Source organism: Micromonospora fluostatini, assembly GCF_050410825.1.
Classification (GTDB): Bacteria; Actinomycetota; Actinomycetes; order Mycobacteriales; family Micromonosporaceae; genus Micromonospora; species Micromonospora rosaria.
Genome location: NZ_CP191251.1, coordinates 6,711,965 through 6,725,540 on the forward strand (window position 1 = coordinate 6,711,965; position 13,576 = coordinate 6,725,540).

At 69.0% G+C, this 13,576-nt stretch carries 25 protein-coding genes; all 25 read left to right on the forward strand.

Features of this window, described 5'->3' with window-relative positions; translation table 11 throughout:
• Positions 1-4 precede the first annotated feature (4 nt).
• The 25 genes from rpsS (at position 5) to rpsD (ending at position 13,567) form a co-directional block, all read left to right on the forward strand.
• Positions 5-286 (forward strand): 30S ribosomal protein S19, encoded by a 282-nt coding sequence (gene rpsS, locus ACQUFX_RS30015; RefSeq protein ID WP_067359615.1) that lies wholly within the window; start codon positions 5-7, stop codon positions 284-286.
• Positions 287-326: 40 nt separating this feature from the next.
• Positions 327-785, forward strand: a complete 459-nt coding sequence (gene rplV, locus ACQUFX_RS30020) for a 50S ribosomal protein L22 (protein WP_067359616.1) — start codon at positions 327-329, stop codon at positions 783-785.
• Positions 785-1,666 carry a 30S ribosomal protein S3 gene (gene rpsC, locus ACQUFX_RS30025; protein WP_428963524.1) on the forward strand — a complete coding sequence of 294 codons (882 nt, stop codon included), beginning with the start codon at positions 785-787 and terminating at the stop codon, positions 1,664-1,666. Before rplV ends, rpsC begins: the two co-directional genes overlap by 1 nt.
• 3 nt (positions 1,667-1,669) lie before the next feature.
• Entirely contained in the window at positions 1,670-2,095 is a 426-nt protein-coding gene (rplP, locus tag ACQUFX_RS30030; RefSeq protein WP_067359618.1) for a 50S ribosomal protein L16, read from the forward strand.
• On the forward strand, positions 2,095-2,331 hold the full coding sequence (gene rpmC, locus ACQUFX_RS30035) for a 50S ribosomal protein L29 (protein ID WP_067359619.1): 237 nt from the start codon (positions 2,095-2,097) through the stop codon (positions 2,329-2,331). Before rplP ends, rpmC begins: the two co-directional genes overlap by 1 nt.
• Entirely contained in the window at positions 2,328-2,612 is a 285-nt protein-coding gene (gene rpsQ, locus ACQUFX_RS30040) for a 30S ribosomal protein S17 (protein ID WP_067359620.1), read from the forward strand. Before rpmC ends, rpsQ begins: the two co-directional genes overlap by 4 nt.
• Before the next feature lie 98 nt (positions 2,613-2,710).
• On the forward strand, positions 2,711-3,079 hold the full coding sequence (gene rplN / locus ACQUFX_RS30045; RefSeq protein ID WP_007073026.1) for a 50S ribosomal protein L14: 369 nt from the start codon (positions 2,711-2,713) through the stop codon (positions 3,077-3,079).
• Entirely contained in the window at positions 3,076-3,396 is a 321-nt protein-coding gene (rplX, locus tag ACQUFX_RS30050; protein WP_175649074.1) for a 50S ribosomal protein L24, read from the forward strand. Before rplN ends, rplX begins: the two co-directional genes overlap by 4 nt.
• Positions 3,396-3,965, forward strand: a complete 570-nt coding sequence (gene rplE, locus ACQUFX_RS30055) for a 50S ribosomal protein L5 (protein ID WP_067359621.1) — start codon at positions 3,396-3,398, stop codon at positions 3,963-3,965. The genes rplX and rplE overlap by 1 nt, the downstream gene beginning before the upstream one ends.
• A 1-nt stretch (position 3,966) precedes the next feature.
• Positions 3,967-4,152 carry a type Z 30S ribosomal protein S14 gene (locus ACQUFX_RS30060; RefSeq protein WP_007073023.1) on the forward strand — a complete coding sequence of 62 codons (186 nt, stop codon included), beginning with the start codon at positions 3,967-3,969 and terminating at the stop codon, positions 4,150-4,152.
• 115 nt (positions 4,153-4,267) lie between these two features.
• Entirely contained in the window at positions 4,268-4,675 is a 408-nt protein-coding gene (rpsH, locus tag ACQUFX_RS30065) for a 30S ribosomal protein S8 (protein WP_018784557.1), read from the forward strand.
• 16 nt (positions 4,676-4,691) lie between these two features.
• Positions 4,692-5,234: a 50S ribosomal protein L6 gene (gene rplF, locus ACQUFX_RS30070; protein WP_067359622.1), complete on the forward strand. Its 543-nt coding sequence runs from the start codon at positions 4,692-4,694 to the stop codon at positions 5,232-5,234.
• 67 nt (positions 5,235-5,301) lie between these two features.
• A complete protein-coding gene (gene rplR / locus ACQUFX_RS30075) occupies positions 5,302-5,691 on the forward strand; it encodes a 50S ribosomal protein L18 (RefSeq protein ID WP_428963525.1) in 390 nt (129 codons plus the stop codon).
• A 34-nt stretch (positions 5,692-5,725) separates the two neighbouring features.
• A complete protein-coding gene (gene rpsE / locus ACQUFX_RS30080; RefSeq protein WP_067359624.1) occupies positions 5,726-6,340 on the forward strand; it encodes a 30S ribosomal protein S5 in 615 nt (204 codons plus the stop codon).
• Positions 6,340-6,522, forward strand: coding sequence for a 50S ribosomal protein L30 (rpmD, locus tag ACQUFX_RS30085; protein WP_067359625.1), 183 nt, complete (start codon positions 6,340-6,342; stop codon positions 6,520-6,522). The genes rpsE and rpmD overlap by 1 nt, the downstream gene beginning before the upstream one ends.
• A complete protein-coding gene (gene rplO, locus ACQUFX_RS30090) occupies positions 6,522-6,965 on the forward strand; it encodes a 50S ribosomal protein L15 (protein WP_428963526.1) in 444 nt (147 codons plus the stop codon). Before rpmD ends, rplO begins: the two co-directional genes overlap by 1 nt.
• Before the next feature lie 237 nt (positions 6,966-7,202).
• Positions 7,203-8,531 carry a preprotein translocase subunit SecY gene (secY, locus tag ACQUFX_RS30095; protein WP_428963527.1) on the forward strand — a complete coding sequence of 443 codons (1,329 nt, stop codon included), beginning with the start codon at positions 7,203-7,205 and terminating at the stop codon, positions 8,529-8,531.
• On the forward strand, positions 8,532-9,185 hold the full coding sequence (locus tag ACQUFX_RS30100; protein ID WP_428963528.1) for an adenylate kinase: 654 nt from the start codon (positions 8,532-8,534) through the stop codon (positions 9,183-9,185).
• 92 nt (positions 9,186-9,277) lie between these two features.
• The gene (gene map / locus ACQUFX_RS30105; RefSeq protein ID WP_067359629.1) at positions 9,278-10,129 is read left to right on the forward strand and encodes a type I methionyl aminopeptidase; all 852 of its coding nucleotides are present in this window, start codon (positions 9,278-9,280) and stop codon (positions 10,127-10,129) included.
• Positions 10,130-10,206: 77 nt separating this feature from the next.
• Complete coding sequence (locus tag ACQUFX_RS30110; protein WP_428963529.1) at positions 10,207-11,154, forward strand: DUF1707 SHOCT-like domain-containing protein; 948 nt, start codon at positions 10,207-10,209, stop codon at positions 11,152-11,154.
• Positions 11,155-11,422: 268 nt separating this feature from the next.
• On the forward strand, positions 11,423-11,644 hold the full coding sequence (infA, locus tag ACQUFX_RS30115) for a translation initiation factor IF-1 (protein WP_007073013.1): 222 nt from the start codon (positions 11,423-11,425) through the stop codon (positions 11,642-11,644).
• A gap of 98 nt (positions 11,645-11,742) precedes the next feature.
• Positions 11,743-11,856 (forward strand): 50S ribosomal protein L36, encoded by a 114-nt coding sequence (rpmJ, locus tag ACQUFX_RS30120; protein WP_012184307.1) that lies wholly within the window; start codon positions 11,743-11,745, stop codon positions 11,854-11,856.
• A 263-nt stretch (positions 11,857-12,119) separates the two neighbouring features.
• Positions 12,120-12,500 (forward strand): 30S ribosomal protein S13, encoded by a 381-nt coding sequence (gene rpsM / locus ACQUFX_RS30125; protein WP_007073012.1) that lies wholly within the window; start codon positions 12,120-12,122, stop codon positions 12,498-12,500.
• Between the two features lie 18 nt (positions 12,501-12,518).
• Positions 12,519-12,926, forward strand: coding sequence for a 30S ribosomal protein S11 (gene rpsK, locus ACQUFX_RS30130; protein ID WP_007073011.1), 408 nt, complete (start codon positions 12,519-12,521; stop codon positions 12,924-12,926).
• Positions 12,927-12,940: 14 nt separating this feature from the next.
• Positions 12,941-13,567: a 30S ribosomal protein S4 gene (gene rpsD, locus ACQUFX_RS30135; RefSeq protein ID WP_067359631.1), complete on the forward strand. Its 627-nt coding sequence runs from the start codon at positions 12,941-12,943 to the stop codon at positions 13,565-13,567.
• The last annotated feature ends 9 nt before the right edge of the window (positions 13,568-13,576 follow it).

Genomic DNA, 13,576 nt, shown 5'->3' on the forward strand with positions numbered 1-13,576 from the left:
GAAGATGCCTCGCAGCCTGAAGAAGGGCCCGTTCATCGACGACCACCTGCTCAAGAAGGTGGAGACGCAGAACGAGAAGGGCTCGAAGAACGTCATCAAGACCTGGTCGCGGCGCTCGACGATCATCCCGGACATGCTCGGGCACACGATCGCGGTGCACGACGGTCGCAAGCACGTCCCGGTGTTCGTGACCGAGGCGATGGTCGGGCACAAGCTCGGCGAGTTCGCGCTGACCCGCACGTTCAAGGGTCACGAGAAGGACGACCGGAAGAGCCGCCGGCGCTGACGCCGCGGGCATACGGATAGAGGATCAAGGGGTTACAGCGATGCCAGGAAAGGGCGACGCTCCGGTGCTTCCGGGCGCGCGGGCGGTTGCGCGGTACGTGCGCATCTCGCCGACTAAGGCGCGTCGGGTGGTCAACCTCGTCCGCGGCCTGCCCGCGAAGGAGGCGCTCACGGTGCTGCAGTTCGCGCCGCAGGCTGCGAGTGAGCAGGTGTACAAGGTGCTCGCGAGCGCGATCGCCAACGCGGAGAACAACGAGCGGCTGGACCCCGACGCGTTGCTCGTCAGCGAGGCGTTCGTGGATGAGGGCCCGACCATGAAGCGGTTCCAGCCGCGGGCGCAGGGCCGGGCGTACCGGATTCGCAAGCGCACCTGCCACATCACCGTGGCGGTCGAGGCGGTCGCGCCGGCCGCGCCGAAGAAGGCGGCGGCGAAGAAGGCCGCCCCGGCGAAGCCGGCCGAGGCCGCCGAGACGCAGAGCAAGACGGAGGGCGCCGAGTAATGGGTCAGAAGGTTCACCCGCACGGGTTCCGGCTCGGCATCTCGACCGACTGGAAGTCCCGCTGGTTCGCGGACAAGCTCTACAAGGACTACATCGGCGAGGACGTGAAGATCCGCCGCATGATGTCCAGTGGGCTGGAGCGGGCCGGCATCTCCAAGGTCGACATCGAGCGCACCCGGGACCGGGTCCGGGTCGACATCCACACCGCCCGGCCGGGCATCGTCATCGGCCGGAAGGGTGCGGAGGCCGACAAGATCCGTGGCAACCTCGAGAAGCTCACCGGCAAGCAGGTGCAGCTCAACATCATCGAGGTGAAGAGCCCGGAGTCGGACGCGCAGCTGGTCGCCCAGGGCGTGGCCGAGCAGCTCTCCAGCCGGGTCAGCTTCCGTCGGGCGATGCGCAAGGCGATGCAGTCCGCGATGAAGAACCCGGTCTGCAAGGGCATCCGGGTGCAGGTCTCGGGTCGTCTCGGTGGCGCCGAGATGAGCCGGACCGAGTTCTACCGCGAGGGCCGGGTTCCGCTGCACACGCTGCGGGCCAACATCGAGTACGGCTTCTTCGAGGCCCGTACCACCTTCGGCCGCATCGGCGTGAAGGTCTGGATCTACAAGGGCGACGCGGTGCCGGGCCGGGAGGCTCCGGCCGAGGCGCCGTCGCGCCCCCGCCGTGAGCGTGGCGACCGCCCCGAGCGGCCGCGCCGTGGTCGTTCCGGTTCCTCCGGCACGACCGCCGGTGGCACCGAGGCCGGTCGGGCTGCCGCGACCACCGTCGCGCAGCAGGCCGAGACGCCGAGTGGCGAGCCGGTGGACGCAGGCGCTGTCGCGTCGGCCGCTGCCGGTGCCAACGCCGTTCAGCCGGCAGAAAAGCAGCAGGAGGGCTGACAGATGCTGATGCCGCGCAAGCCCCCGAAGGGCTTCCGCAAGCCGCACCACCCGGACCGCAGTGGCGCGTCCAAGGGTGGTAACCGGGTGGTGTTCGGCGAGTTCGGGATCCAGGCTCTCGAGCCGGCGTACGTGACCAACCGCCAGATCGAGTCGGCGCGTATCGCGATGACCCGCCACATCAAGCGTGGCGGCAAGGTCTGGATCTCGGTCTTCCCGGACCAGGCCCTGACCAAGAAGCCGGCCGAAACCCGGATGGGTTCCGGTAAGGGCTCGCCCGAGTGGTGGGTCGCCAACGTCAAGCCGGGTCGGATCCTCTTCGAGATGTCCTTCCCGAACGAGCAGATCGCGCGAGAGGCGATGCGCCGCGCGATCCACAAGCTCCCGATGAAGTGCCGCATTGTGACGCGCGAAGTGGGTGAGTCCTGATGGCAGCGGGCGTTAAGGCCGCCGAGCTGCGTGAGCTCTCCGAGGAGGAGCTGGTCACGAAGCTGCGTGAGGCCAAGGCGGAGCTGTTCAACCTCCGCGTGCAGGCCGCGACCGGGCAGCTTGACAACAACCGGCGGCTGCAGGTCATCCGTCGGGAGATCGCCCGGATCTACACGATCATGCGTGAGCGCGAGCTGGGACTCTCTGCTGCGCCGGATGAGGTGACTGCGTCATGAGCGAGACCGAGAACACCACCACCGAGGCCGTGCGGGCCCGCCGCAAGGTCCGGGAGGGCCTCGTGGTCAGCGACAAGATGGAAAAGACCGTCGTCGTCGAGGTCGAGGACCGGGTCAAGCACGCGCTGTACGGCAAGATCATGCGCCGTACCAGCAAGCTGAAGGTGCACGACGAGCAGAACAGCGCCGGCATCGGTGACCGGGTCCTGATCATGGAGACCCGGCCGCTGTCCGCCACCAAGCGGTGGCGGCTCGTGGAGATCCTGGAAAAGGCCAAGTAGCGAAGGCTCGAGCTCGCCCGGCGTCGGTCGGGCGCAGGTTCCGCCAGGCTCCCGGCCGCGCGAGCGGCTGCGAGAACCGGCAGACATAGGAGATAGACGTGATTCAGCAGGAGTCGCGACTGCGCGTCGCCGACAACACGGGTGCTCGGGAGATCCTGTGCATCCGGGTTCTCGGCGGCTCCGGTCGGCGCTACGCGAGCATCGGCGACGTCATCGTGGCCACGGTGAAGGACGCGATCCCGGGTGCCGGTGTGAAGAAGGGCGACGTCGTCAAGGCCGTCGTCGTCCGCACCGCCAAGGAGAAGCGGCGGCCGGACGGCTCGTACATCCGCTTCGACGAGAACGCCGCCGTCATCATCAAGGACGGTGGGGACCCGCGCGGTACCCGCATCTTCGGCCCGGTTGGTCGGGAGCTGCGGGACAAGCGGTTCATGAAGATCATTTCCCTCGCGCCGGAGGTGTTGTGACCGTGAAGGTCAAGAAGGGCGACACGGTCGTCGTCATCGCCGGCAAGGACAAGGGTGCCAAGGGCAAGGTCATCGCGGCCTACCCGCGGCAGGACAAGGTCCTGGTCGAGGGCGTGAACCGGGTCAAGAAGCACACCCGCATCAGCACCACCCAGCGCGGCGCCAAGACCGGTGGCATCGTCACCCAGGAGGCCCCCATCCACATCTCCAACGTGATGGTTCTGGACTCCGACGGGAAGCCGACCCGGGTCGGTTACCGGATCGACGACAACGGCCAGAAGGTCCGCATCGCGCGTAGCACCGGTAAGGACCTCTGATGACCACGGCTACCGAAACCAAGACCCTGCCGCGCCTCAAGGAGCGGTACCGCAACGAGATCGTGGCGCAGCTGCAGGAGCAGCACAACTACGGCAACCCCATGCAGGTGCCGCGGTTGGTCAAGATCGTCGTCAACATGGGTGTCGGCGAGGCCGCCCGGGACGCCAAGCTGATCGACGGCGCGGTGCGTGACCTGGCCACCATCACCGGCCAGAAGCCGCAGGTGCGGCGGGCGACCAAGTCCATCGCGCAGTTCAAGCTGCGTGAGGGCATGCCGATCGGCGCGAAGGTGACCCTGCGCGGCGACCGGATGTGGGAGTTCCTGGACCGGCTGCTCTCCATCGCGCTGCCGCGTATCCGCGACTTCCGCGGTCTGGACGGGCGCAAGCTCGACGGCCACGGCAACTACACGTTCGGTCTGACCGAGCAGTCGGTGTTCCACGAGATCGACCAGGACAAGATCGATCGGCAGCGGGGCATGGACATCACGGTGGTCACCACCGCCACGACCGACGACGAGGGCCGGGCGCTGCTCAAGTTCCTGGGCTTCCCGTTCAAGGAGAACTGAGATGGCCAAGAAGGCGCTGATCCTCAAGGCGGCCGCGAAGCCGAAGTTCTCGGTTCGCGCGTACACCCGCTGCCAGCGGTGCGGGCGTCCGAAGGCGGTCTACCGCAAGTTCGGTCTCTGCCGGGTCTGCATCCGGGAGATGGCCCACCGCGGTGAACTGCCGGGCGTGTCCAAGGCTTCCTGGTAAGGGCTACGGTGCCCCGGCGCCGGCCGGGGCCCTCGCACCGATCGAGTATTGCTCTTCGCCGTAGGCCCGGGGCCGGAAGCCCCGGGAACCCCGGCGAGAAAGGCTGACGAAATCCATGACGATGACCGACCCGATCGCAGACATGCTCACGCGTCTGCGTAACGCCAACCAGGCGTACCACGACCGGGTGACGATGCCGTACTCCAAGATCAAGGCGAACATCGCCGAGGTCCTGAAGTCCGAGGGCTACATCGCCACCTGGTCGGTCGAGGAGCCCGAGGAGGGCGCCGTCGGCAAGCGACTGGTCGTCGAGCTGAAGTACGGCCAGAACCGGGAGCGGAGCCTGGCCGGCATCAAGCGCGTGTCCAAGCCCGGTCTGCGGGTGTACGCCAAGTCGGACGGGCTCCCCCGGGTGCTCGGCGGGCTGGGCGTGGCGATCATTTCGACGTCCCAGGGGCTGCTCACCGACCGGCAGGCCCGCAAGCGGAGCGTTGGCGGGGAAGTCCTCGCCTTCGTCTGGTAACGGGAGACAGGTAGAAATGTCGCGTATTGGACGTAAGTCGATCCCGGTGCCAGCCGGCGTCGACATCACGATCAACGGGCAGACCGTGACGGTCAAGGGCCCGAAGGGCGAGCTGAGCCACACGCTCGCCGAGCCGATCACGGCGGAGCGGGGCGAGGACGGCCACGTGCACGTCAACCGGCCCAACGACGAGCGCAAGGCCAAGGAGCTGCACGGCCTGAGCCGTACCCTGGTCAACAACATGATCGTCGGCGTCACCGAGGGCTACAAGAAGAGCCTGGAGATCGCCGGCACCGGGTACCGGGTCACCGCCAAGGGCAAGGACCTGGAGTTCGCGCTCGGGTTCTCGCACCCGGTGCTGGTGCAGGCCCCCGACGGCATCACCTTCACGGTGGAGAAGCCGACCCTGTTCCACGTGGCCGGCATCGACAAGCAGCTCGTCGGTGAGGTCGCCGCGAACATCCGGAAGATCCGCAAGCCGGAGCCCTACAAGGGCAAGGGTGTGAAGTACCAGGGCGAGGTCATCCGCCGTAAGGCCGGTAAGGCGGGCAAGAAGTGATCGCGGCCGTCAACACCGGGGCGAGGTCATCCGCCGGCCGCGAGGCCGTGAGAAAGGCAGGTAAGAAGTGAGCGCCACGCTGCTCAAGCGCCGCCGCGGCGTTGCCGCCAAGCGCGCCGTCGGGCGTGCGCGTCGGCACTTCCGGGTCCGCAAGAACATCAGCGGCACCGCCGAGCGTCCCCGCCTGGTCGTCACCCGCTCGCTGCGCCACATCGTGGCCCAGGTCGTGGACGACACCCAGGGCCACACCCTGGCGTCGGCCTCGACCCTGGACGCCTCGCTGCGCGGCGTCGAGGGCGACAAGAGCGCCCTGGCCGGCAAGGTCGGTGCGCTGCTCGCCGAGCGGGCCAAGGCCGCCGGCATCTCGAAGGTCGTCTTCGACCGCGGTGGCAACCGGTACGCGGGGCGGGTAGCCGCGCTGGCCGACGCCGCCCGCGAAGCCGGGCTCGATTTCTAAGAAACCCCGTCACGAGAGAGAAGGAAGGCTGCTGATGCCAGGTCAACAGCGCCGTGGCGGCGGGTCCGGTGGCAACGAGGGTGGTCGCCGCGACAACCGCCGTGAGGGCGGCCGCGGAAACGCGCCCGTCGAGAAGACCCCGCACCTCGAGCGGGTCGTCGCGATCAACCGCGTCGCCAAGGTCGTGAAGGGTGGTCGTCGCTTCAGCTTCACCGCCCTGGTGATCGTGGGCGACGGCGACGGCACCGTCGGTGTGGGCTACGGAAAGGCCAAGGAGGTGCCCGCGGCGATCGCCAAGGGTGTCGAGGAGGCCAAGAAGCACTTCTTCAAGGTGCCGCGGATCGGCGCCTCGATCCCGCACCCGGTGCAGGGTGAGGACGCCGCGGGCGTGGTGCTGCTCAAGCCGGCCTCCGCCGGTACGGGTGTCATCGCCGGTGGTCCGGTGCGTGCCGTGCTGGAGTGCGCGGGCATCCACGACGTGCTCTCCAAGAGCCTCGGCTCCTCCAACCCGATCAACATCGTGCACGCCACGGTGGCGGCGCTGAAGGGGCTGGAGTCCCCGGAGGCCGTCGCGGCCCGTCGTGGTCTGCCGGTCGAGGACGTCGCGCCGGCCGCCATGCTGGCGTCGCGGGCGGGGGTGGCGTCCTGATGGCACGCCTGAAGGTCACCCAGGTCCGGTCCGAGATCGGGACCAAGCACAACCAGCGTGAGTCGCTGCGGTCGCTCGGTCTCAAGCGGATCAACGACGTGGTGGTCAAGGAGGACCGGCCGGAGATCCGTGGCATGATCTTCACGGTCAACCACCTCGTGAAGGTCGAGGAGGTCGAGTAATGACGATCAAGGTCCACCACCTGCGCCCGGCGCCGGGGTCCAAGACCGCGAAGACCCGGGTGGGTCGCGGTGAGGGCTCCAAGGGCAAGACCGCCGGTCGCGGTACCAAGGGCTCCAAGGCCCGCAAGAACATCTCGGCGGCGTTCGAGGGTGGGCAGATGCCCATCCACATGCGCCTGCCGAAGATGAAGGGCTTCAAGAACAAGTTCAAGGTGGTCTTCCAGGTGGTCAACCTGGACCGGCTCGCCGAGCTGTTCCCGAACGGCGGCCAGGTCGGCCCGGCCGAGCTGGTCGAGGCCGGCGCGGTCCGCAAGGGCCATCCGGTCAAGGTGCTCGGCACCGGAGACCTCGGTGGGGTGGCGCTCCAGGTGTCGGCGCAGGCGTTCAGCGCGTCGGCCAAGGAGAAGATCACCGCCGCCGGTGGCACGGTCACCGAGCTGTAGGACCCGCACACGGCATGGCGCCCGTCCAGTTGGACACAACTGGCGGGCGCCATGGTGCACCAAGGCCATGTGCGCCAGGTAACATCGGAATTGATTTATGTAGCCAGGCACACCTGCCCACAAGGGCGTAGGACTGTTAGAGTCCTGTGCCAGCTATGGATATCGGGCACATGAGCCCGGCACCCACCCCGCCCCGCCAGGGTTCACCGGCGGCCCGCCTCGCGCAGGAGGAAGAAGTTGCTGTCCGCCTTTCTCAGTGCGTTCCGTACGCCTGACCTGCGCAAGAAGCTGCTGTTCACAGTCGGCATCATCGCGATCTACCGGCTCGGCGCCACGCTGCCCAGCCCAGGTGTCTCGTACGGCAACGTCCAGCGCTGCCTCGACGCCATGGAGGGTGGTTCGACAGGTGTCCTGAACCTGATCAACCTCTTCTCCGGTGGCGCGTTGCTGCAGCTCTCGGTCTTCGCGCTGGGCATCATGCCCTACATCACCGCGTCGATCATCCTGCAACTGCTGACCGTGGTGATCCCCCGGCTGGAGCAGCTCCGCAAGGAGGGCCAGGCCGGTCAGGCGAAGATCACCCAGTACACCCGCTACCTGACCCTGGGCCTCGGTGTCCTCCAGGCGTCGGCGTTCGTGGCGCTGGCCCGCTCCGGGCAGCTCTTCAACAACCAGTGCGACCAGTGGCCGGTCATCCCCGAGGGCACCGGCATCCCGGACTGGCTGACCCTGACCGTCCTGGTCATGACGATGACCGCCGGCACCGGCGTGGTCATGTGGCTGGGTGAGCTGATCACCGACCGCGGCGTCGGCAACGGCATGTCCGTCCTGATCTTCACCTCGATCGCCGCCCGCCTCCCCAGCGAGGGCTGGCAGATCAAGCAGACCCAGGGTTGGGGCAAGTTCTTCCTGGTCATCGCCCTGGTCCTGGTGGTCATCACCGCGGTCACCTTCATCGAGCAGGCGCAGCGCCGGATCCCGGTCCAGTACGCCAAGCGGATGATCGGCCGGCGGATGTACGGCGGCACCTCCACCTACATCCCGCTGAAGGTCAACCAGGCGGGTGTCATCCCGGTCATCTTCGGCTCCTCGCTGCTCTACCTGCCGCAGCTGGCGCTCCAGTTCTTCGACCAGACCAACCCGGGCCAGACCCAGGCGTGGATCCAGAACAACCTGGTCGACCCGACCAGCCCGATCTACATCTCGGTCTACTTCCTGCTGATCATCTTCTTCACGTACTTCTACGTCTCGATCACGTTCAACCCGACCGAGGTCGCGGACAACATGAAGAAGTACGGCGGCTTCGTGCCGGGCATCCGCCCCGGCAAGCCGACCGCCGACTACCTGGACTTCATCCTCAGCCGGATCACCCTGCCTGGCGCGCTCTACCTGGCGATCATCTCGATCCTGCCGAACTTCTTCTTCATCTGGCTGGACAGCGAGCAGTACGTCAACTTCCCGTTCGGCGGTACCGCTGTGCTGATCATGGTCGGTGTCGGTCTGGAGACCGTGAAGCAGATCGAGAGCCAACTGATGCAGCGGAACTACGAAGGGTTCCTGCGGTAGATGCGACTCGTTCTGGTTGGCCCGCCGGGGGCGGGCAAGGGCACACAGGCGGAGTTCATCGCCGCGCACCTCTCCGTGCCGAAGATCTCGACGGGGGACATCTTCCGGGCCAACGTCACCCAGGGCACCCCCCTGGGTGTGGAGGCCAAGCGGTACATGGACGCCGGCAAGCTGGTTCCGGACGAGGTGACCATCAACATGGTCCGGGACCGGCTCGCCGAGCCGGACGCCGCCGAGGGGTTCCTGCTCGACGGGTTCCCCCGGACCACGCCGCAGGCCGCCGCGCTGGACAAGCTTCTCGCCGACCTGGGCACCGCGCTGGACCTGGTGCTGGAGCTGGTGGTCGACGACGACGAGGTGATCCGGCGGCTCTCCGGCCGGCGCACCTGCCGGGGCTGCGGGAAGATCTGGCACGTCGAGTTCGACGCGACCCTGCGCGAGGGCGTCTGCGACCGGTGCGGCGCCGAGCTGTTCCAGCGTGACGACGACAAGCCGGAGACCATCGGGGCCCGGCTGCGGGAGTACGCCGAGAAGACCGCCCCGCTGGTGGACTACTACGGCGCGCAGAGCAAGCTGGTCGGCATCGACGCCACCGGGCCGGTCGAGGACGTCACCGTCCGGGCGATCGACGCGCTGCGCTCGTACGGCGGCTGAGCGCCCGCCCGTCCCCGCGCGGCTCTAGAGTGCGAGATGCGGGTACGGGCGACGTACGCCGCTGTCTCGGTAACGAAAGGTAGAACTCCGCCATGCGCCGTCACCAGCTGGACATCCAGCTGAAGACCCCCGAGCAGGTCGAGAAGATGCGGGCCGCCGGGCTGGTGGTCGCCGAGGCCCTGCGCCGGATGCGGGAGGCGGTGGCCCCCGGGGTGAGCACCGCCGACCTGGACGCGATCGCCGAGTCGACGATCCGCGAGGCCGGGGCGACCCCGTCCTTCAAGGGCTACCACGGCTTCCCGGCCTCGATCTGCTCCTCGGTCAACGAGCAGATCGTGCACGCCATCCCCGCCCCCGACCAGGTGCTCCGGGAGGGGGACCTGATCTCGATCGACTGCGGCGCGGTGCTGGACGGGTGGCACGGGGACGCGGCGATCACGGTCGGGGTCGGCGAGGTCGACCCGGCGCTGCTGCGGATGGCCTCGGTCGCCGAGGACGCGATGTGGGCCGGGATCGCCGCGGCGGCCCGGGGCGCGGCCAGCGGGCGGGGCCGGCTCACCGACATCTCCTACGCGGTGGAGACCGCGGTCCGCAAGGGCGGCCGGTACGGCATCGTTGACGGGTACGGCGGCCACGGCATCGGTACCGAGATGCACCAGGACCCGCACGTGCTCAACCACGGCCGGCCGGGCAAGGGCCCCCGACTGGTGGCCGGGATGGCGCTCGCCATCGAGCCGATGATCACCATGGGCTCGCCGCGGACGGAGGAACTGGCCGACGGCTGGACGGTGGTGACCCGGGACGGGTCGGTGGCGGCCCATGTCGAGCACTCGATGGCGCTGTTGCCGGACGGGGTGTGGGTGCTGACCGCCGTCGACGGTGGCCGGGCCCGGCTCGGCGACCTGGTGACCGCCCGGCAGCCCGTGGACACCCCCGCCACCTGATCCGGGTCGGCTCCAGGGCCCGTACCCGCTCATACGCCGGGGGCGGTGCCTGGCGGGTGGGTGGCATGCTTGTCGTCATGGACGGACGCGACGGGATGCGGGCTGCGGACGCGGACCGTGAGGTGGTGGCCGGCCGGCTGCGGGTGGCGCTCGACGAGGGGCGACTGGACCTGCACGAGTACGACGAGCGCCTCCAGCGGGCGTACAGCGCGAAGACGTACGGCGACCTGGACGCCGTGGTGGCCGACCTGCCGGCCCCGGCGACGGGCGGCAGCGAGGTGGCCGTGCCCCCGCCGGCCGACCCGGCGGTTCCCGCCACGGCTGCGGTGACCCGGTCGCCGACCACCCGGTGGCTGGCGGAGAACTGGGAGCCGTACCTCACGACGGTCGGCGTCGTGGTGGCGGTCTGGGGCGTGATCGCCGTGCTGGGCGCCGGCTGGCACTACTTCTGGCCGGGCTGGGTGGCCGGGCCGTGGGGCGCCGTGCTGCTGGTGCACACCGTGGTCGGGCTGGCCACCGGGGAGCCGGCGCGCTGGGCGGCCGAGCAGGAGCGCAAGCGGCTGCGCAAGGCCGAGAAGCGGGAACGCAAGCGCGAGGTGAAGGCGGCCGGCACGGACCGCGACCTCGCCGCCGGACCGGTCCCGACGACCGGCACCGAACCGGTCGTCCGGGGCGGTGGCGCCGCATCGGGGACGTCGGGGCGCACACCCGACTCCGGGACGGCGGAGCCCACCGCCGGGCCGGCGGCGTCCGCCGGGGCCGACGGCCACCGGGGCGCCGACACCGGCGCGGCCGACCGACAGCCCGTCCCGGTGCAGAACCGGACGACCCGGAACGATCCGGCGACCCGGACTGAGCCGCCGGCCCGGAACGAGCCGCCGGCGCAGAACGGTCCGGGGGGCCGGCCGGAGTCGCCGGACCTGCCGGCCGGTCTGTCGGAGGTCCGGGACGATCCGCCGGAGCTGCGGGACGACCGGGCGGACGGGCGGGGACGGCGCGCGGCGGACGACGGTCTCCGCGCCTGAGCGCCGCCCGGGCAACGTCTGGGCACCGCCGATTCCTCCGATCCGGTGACGAGCGGGGTGGCCGGTTTGGCGACCGCCGGTGGGCGGGCGTACACTTTCTGATCGGCGCACAGCGTCCACTCCGGCATGCCCACCCTGCGCTTCGGTGGGGCCGGAGCCGCGGCTGGTCCGGGCCAGGAGATCATGATCCTTCGTAGGGTCGTGGTCCGGGGTCCGGGTAAGGCGTTGTGGGCCGTCCGGAGCAACCGACGTCAGGACAGCGGAGGACATGCCGAAAAAAGACGGAGCCATCGAGATCGAGGGTCGGGTCATCGAGCCCCTGCCGAACGCCATGTTCCGGGTGGAGCTCGCGAACGGCCACAAGGTGTTGGCTCACATCAGCGGCAAGATGCGGCAGCACTACATCCGTATCCTGCCGGAGGACCGGGTCGTCGTCGAACTGTCGCCGTACGACCTGACCCGCGGGCGCATCGTCTACCGCTACAAGTAACCGAACCTGACGGCGGGCCGGGGACGTCCCGTGTCCGTCTTCGACGTCCGGGTCGCGTGTGAACGCGGCTTCCGGGCCAGATGGGAAGTAAGGCAACCGTGAAGGTCAAGCCGAGCGTCAAGAGGATCTGCAACAAGTGCCGGGTGATCCGCCGGCACGGCCGGGTCATGGTCATCTGCACCGACCCGCGCCACAAGCAGCGCCAGGGCTGATCAGCCCGACCGGTCGGTGACCCGGCCGGTCGAGTTGTCGTCCGGGCCGCAGATCCAGCCAACACCTCACCAGCTCGCCCCAGCCCCGAGCGGTACGCACGGCGTACCTTCTCGTGGTTGACCCCCGGTCGGAGGCCGGGGCCCGCTCGGGCAGCGGCCGACCCCGGTCGCCGGCGCACCTGCGTCGGAAGGACGGGACGGCCGGTAGCGGGATGGGACGGGTCCACACCTCCGCCAGAACACCACGAGGAGCACGCCCGCACATGGCACGTCTAGTCGGCGTCGACCTCCCCCGCGAGAAGCGGATGGAGATCGCGCTCACCTACATCTTCGGCGTGGGTCGGACCCGCGCCCTGGAGACGCTCGCCGCCACCGGCATCTCGCCGGACAAGCGCGCCCGGGACCTCACGGACGAGGAGCTGGTCCAGCTCCGCGACCACATCGAGGCCAACTACAAGGTTGAAGGCGACCTGCGCCGCGAGGTCGCCGCCGACATCCGCCGCAAGGTCGAGATCGGCTGCTACGCCGGTATCCGGCACCGCCGGGGTCTGCCCGTGCGTGGCCAGCGGACGCGGACCAACGCGCGTACCCGCAAGGGCCCGAAGCGGACCGTCGCCGGCAAGAAGAAGCCCGGCAAGAAGTAATTAGGAGCGCACAGACTTATGCCACCGAAGGCTCGTGCCGGAGCCGCAGTCAAGAAGGTCCGGCGCAAGGAACGCAAGAACGTCGCCCACGGGCAGGCGCACATCAAGAGCACCTTCAACAACACCATCGTCTCCATCACGGACCCGACCGGTGCCGTCATCTCCTGGGCCTCCGCGGGCCAGGTCGGCTTCAAGGGTTCGCGCAAGTCGACCCCGTTCGCCGCGCAGTTGGCCGCCGAGGCCGCCGCGCGCCGGGCGATGGAGCACGGCATGCGCAAGGTCGACGTGTTCGTCAAGGGCCCCGGCTCCGGCCGGGAGACCGCGATCCGTTCGCTGCAGGCCGTCGGGCTGGAGGTCGGGCAGATCTCCGACGTCACCCCGCAGCCGCACAACGGGTGCCGTCCGCCGAAGCGTCGCCGGGTCTGAGAGGTTAGAGAGAGATGGCTCGTTACACCGGTGCTGACTGCCGCCGTTGCCGGCGGGAGAAGATGAAGCTGTTCCTCAAGGGCAGCAAGTGCGATGGCCCGAAGTGCCCCTTCGAGTCCCGGCCGTTCCCGCCCGGGCAGCACGGGCGGGGTCGCACCAAGGAGACGGAGTACCTGCTCCAGCTCCGTGAGAAGCAGAAGGCCCGCCGGATCTACGGCGTGCTGGAGAAGCAGTTCCACGGTTACTACGTGGAGGCCGTGGCCAAGCAGGCCAAGACCGGTGAGGTGCTGCTCCAGATCCTCGAGTCGCGGCTGGACAACGTCGTGTACCGGGCCGGCTTCGCCAAGTCCCGGGACATGGCCCGGCAGCTCGTGAAGCACGGTCACCTCACGGTGAACGGCAAGAAGGTCGACATCCCGTCGTACCGCGTCAAGGAGCACGACATCATCGAGGTTCGGGCCAAGAGCAAGGAGCTCACCCCGTTCATCGTGGCGCAGGCCGAGGCCGGCTCGCGGACCGTTCCGGCCTGGCTGGAGGTCATCCCGAGCAACATGAAGATCCTCGTGCACTCGCTCCCGGCCCGGCAGGTCATCGACACCCAGGTCCAGGAGCAGCTGATCGTCGAGCTCTACTCCAAGTAGTCGCGAGCT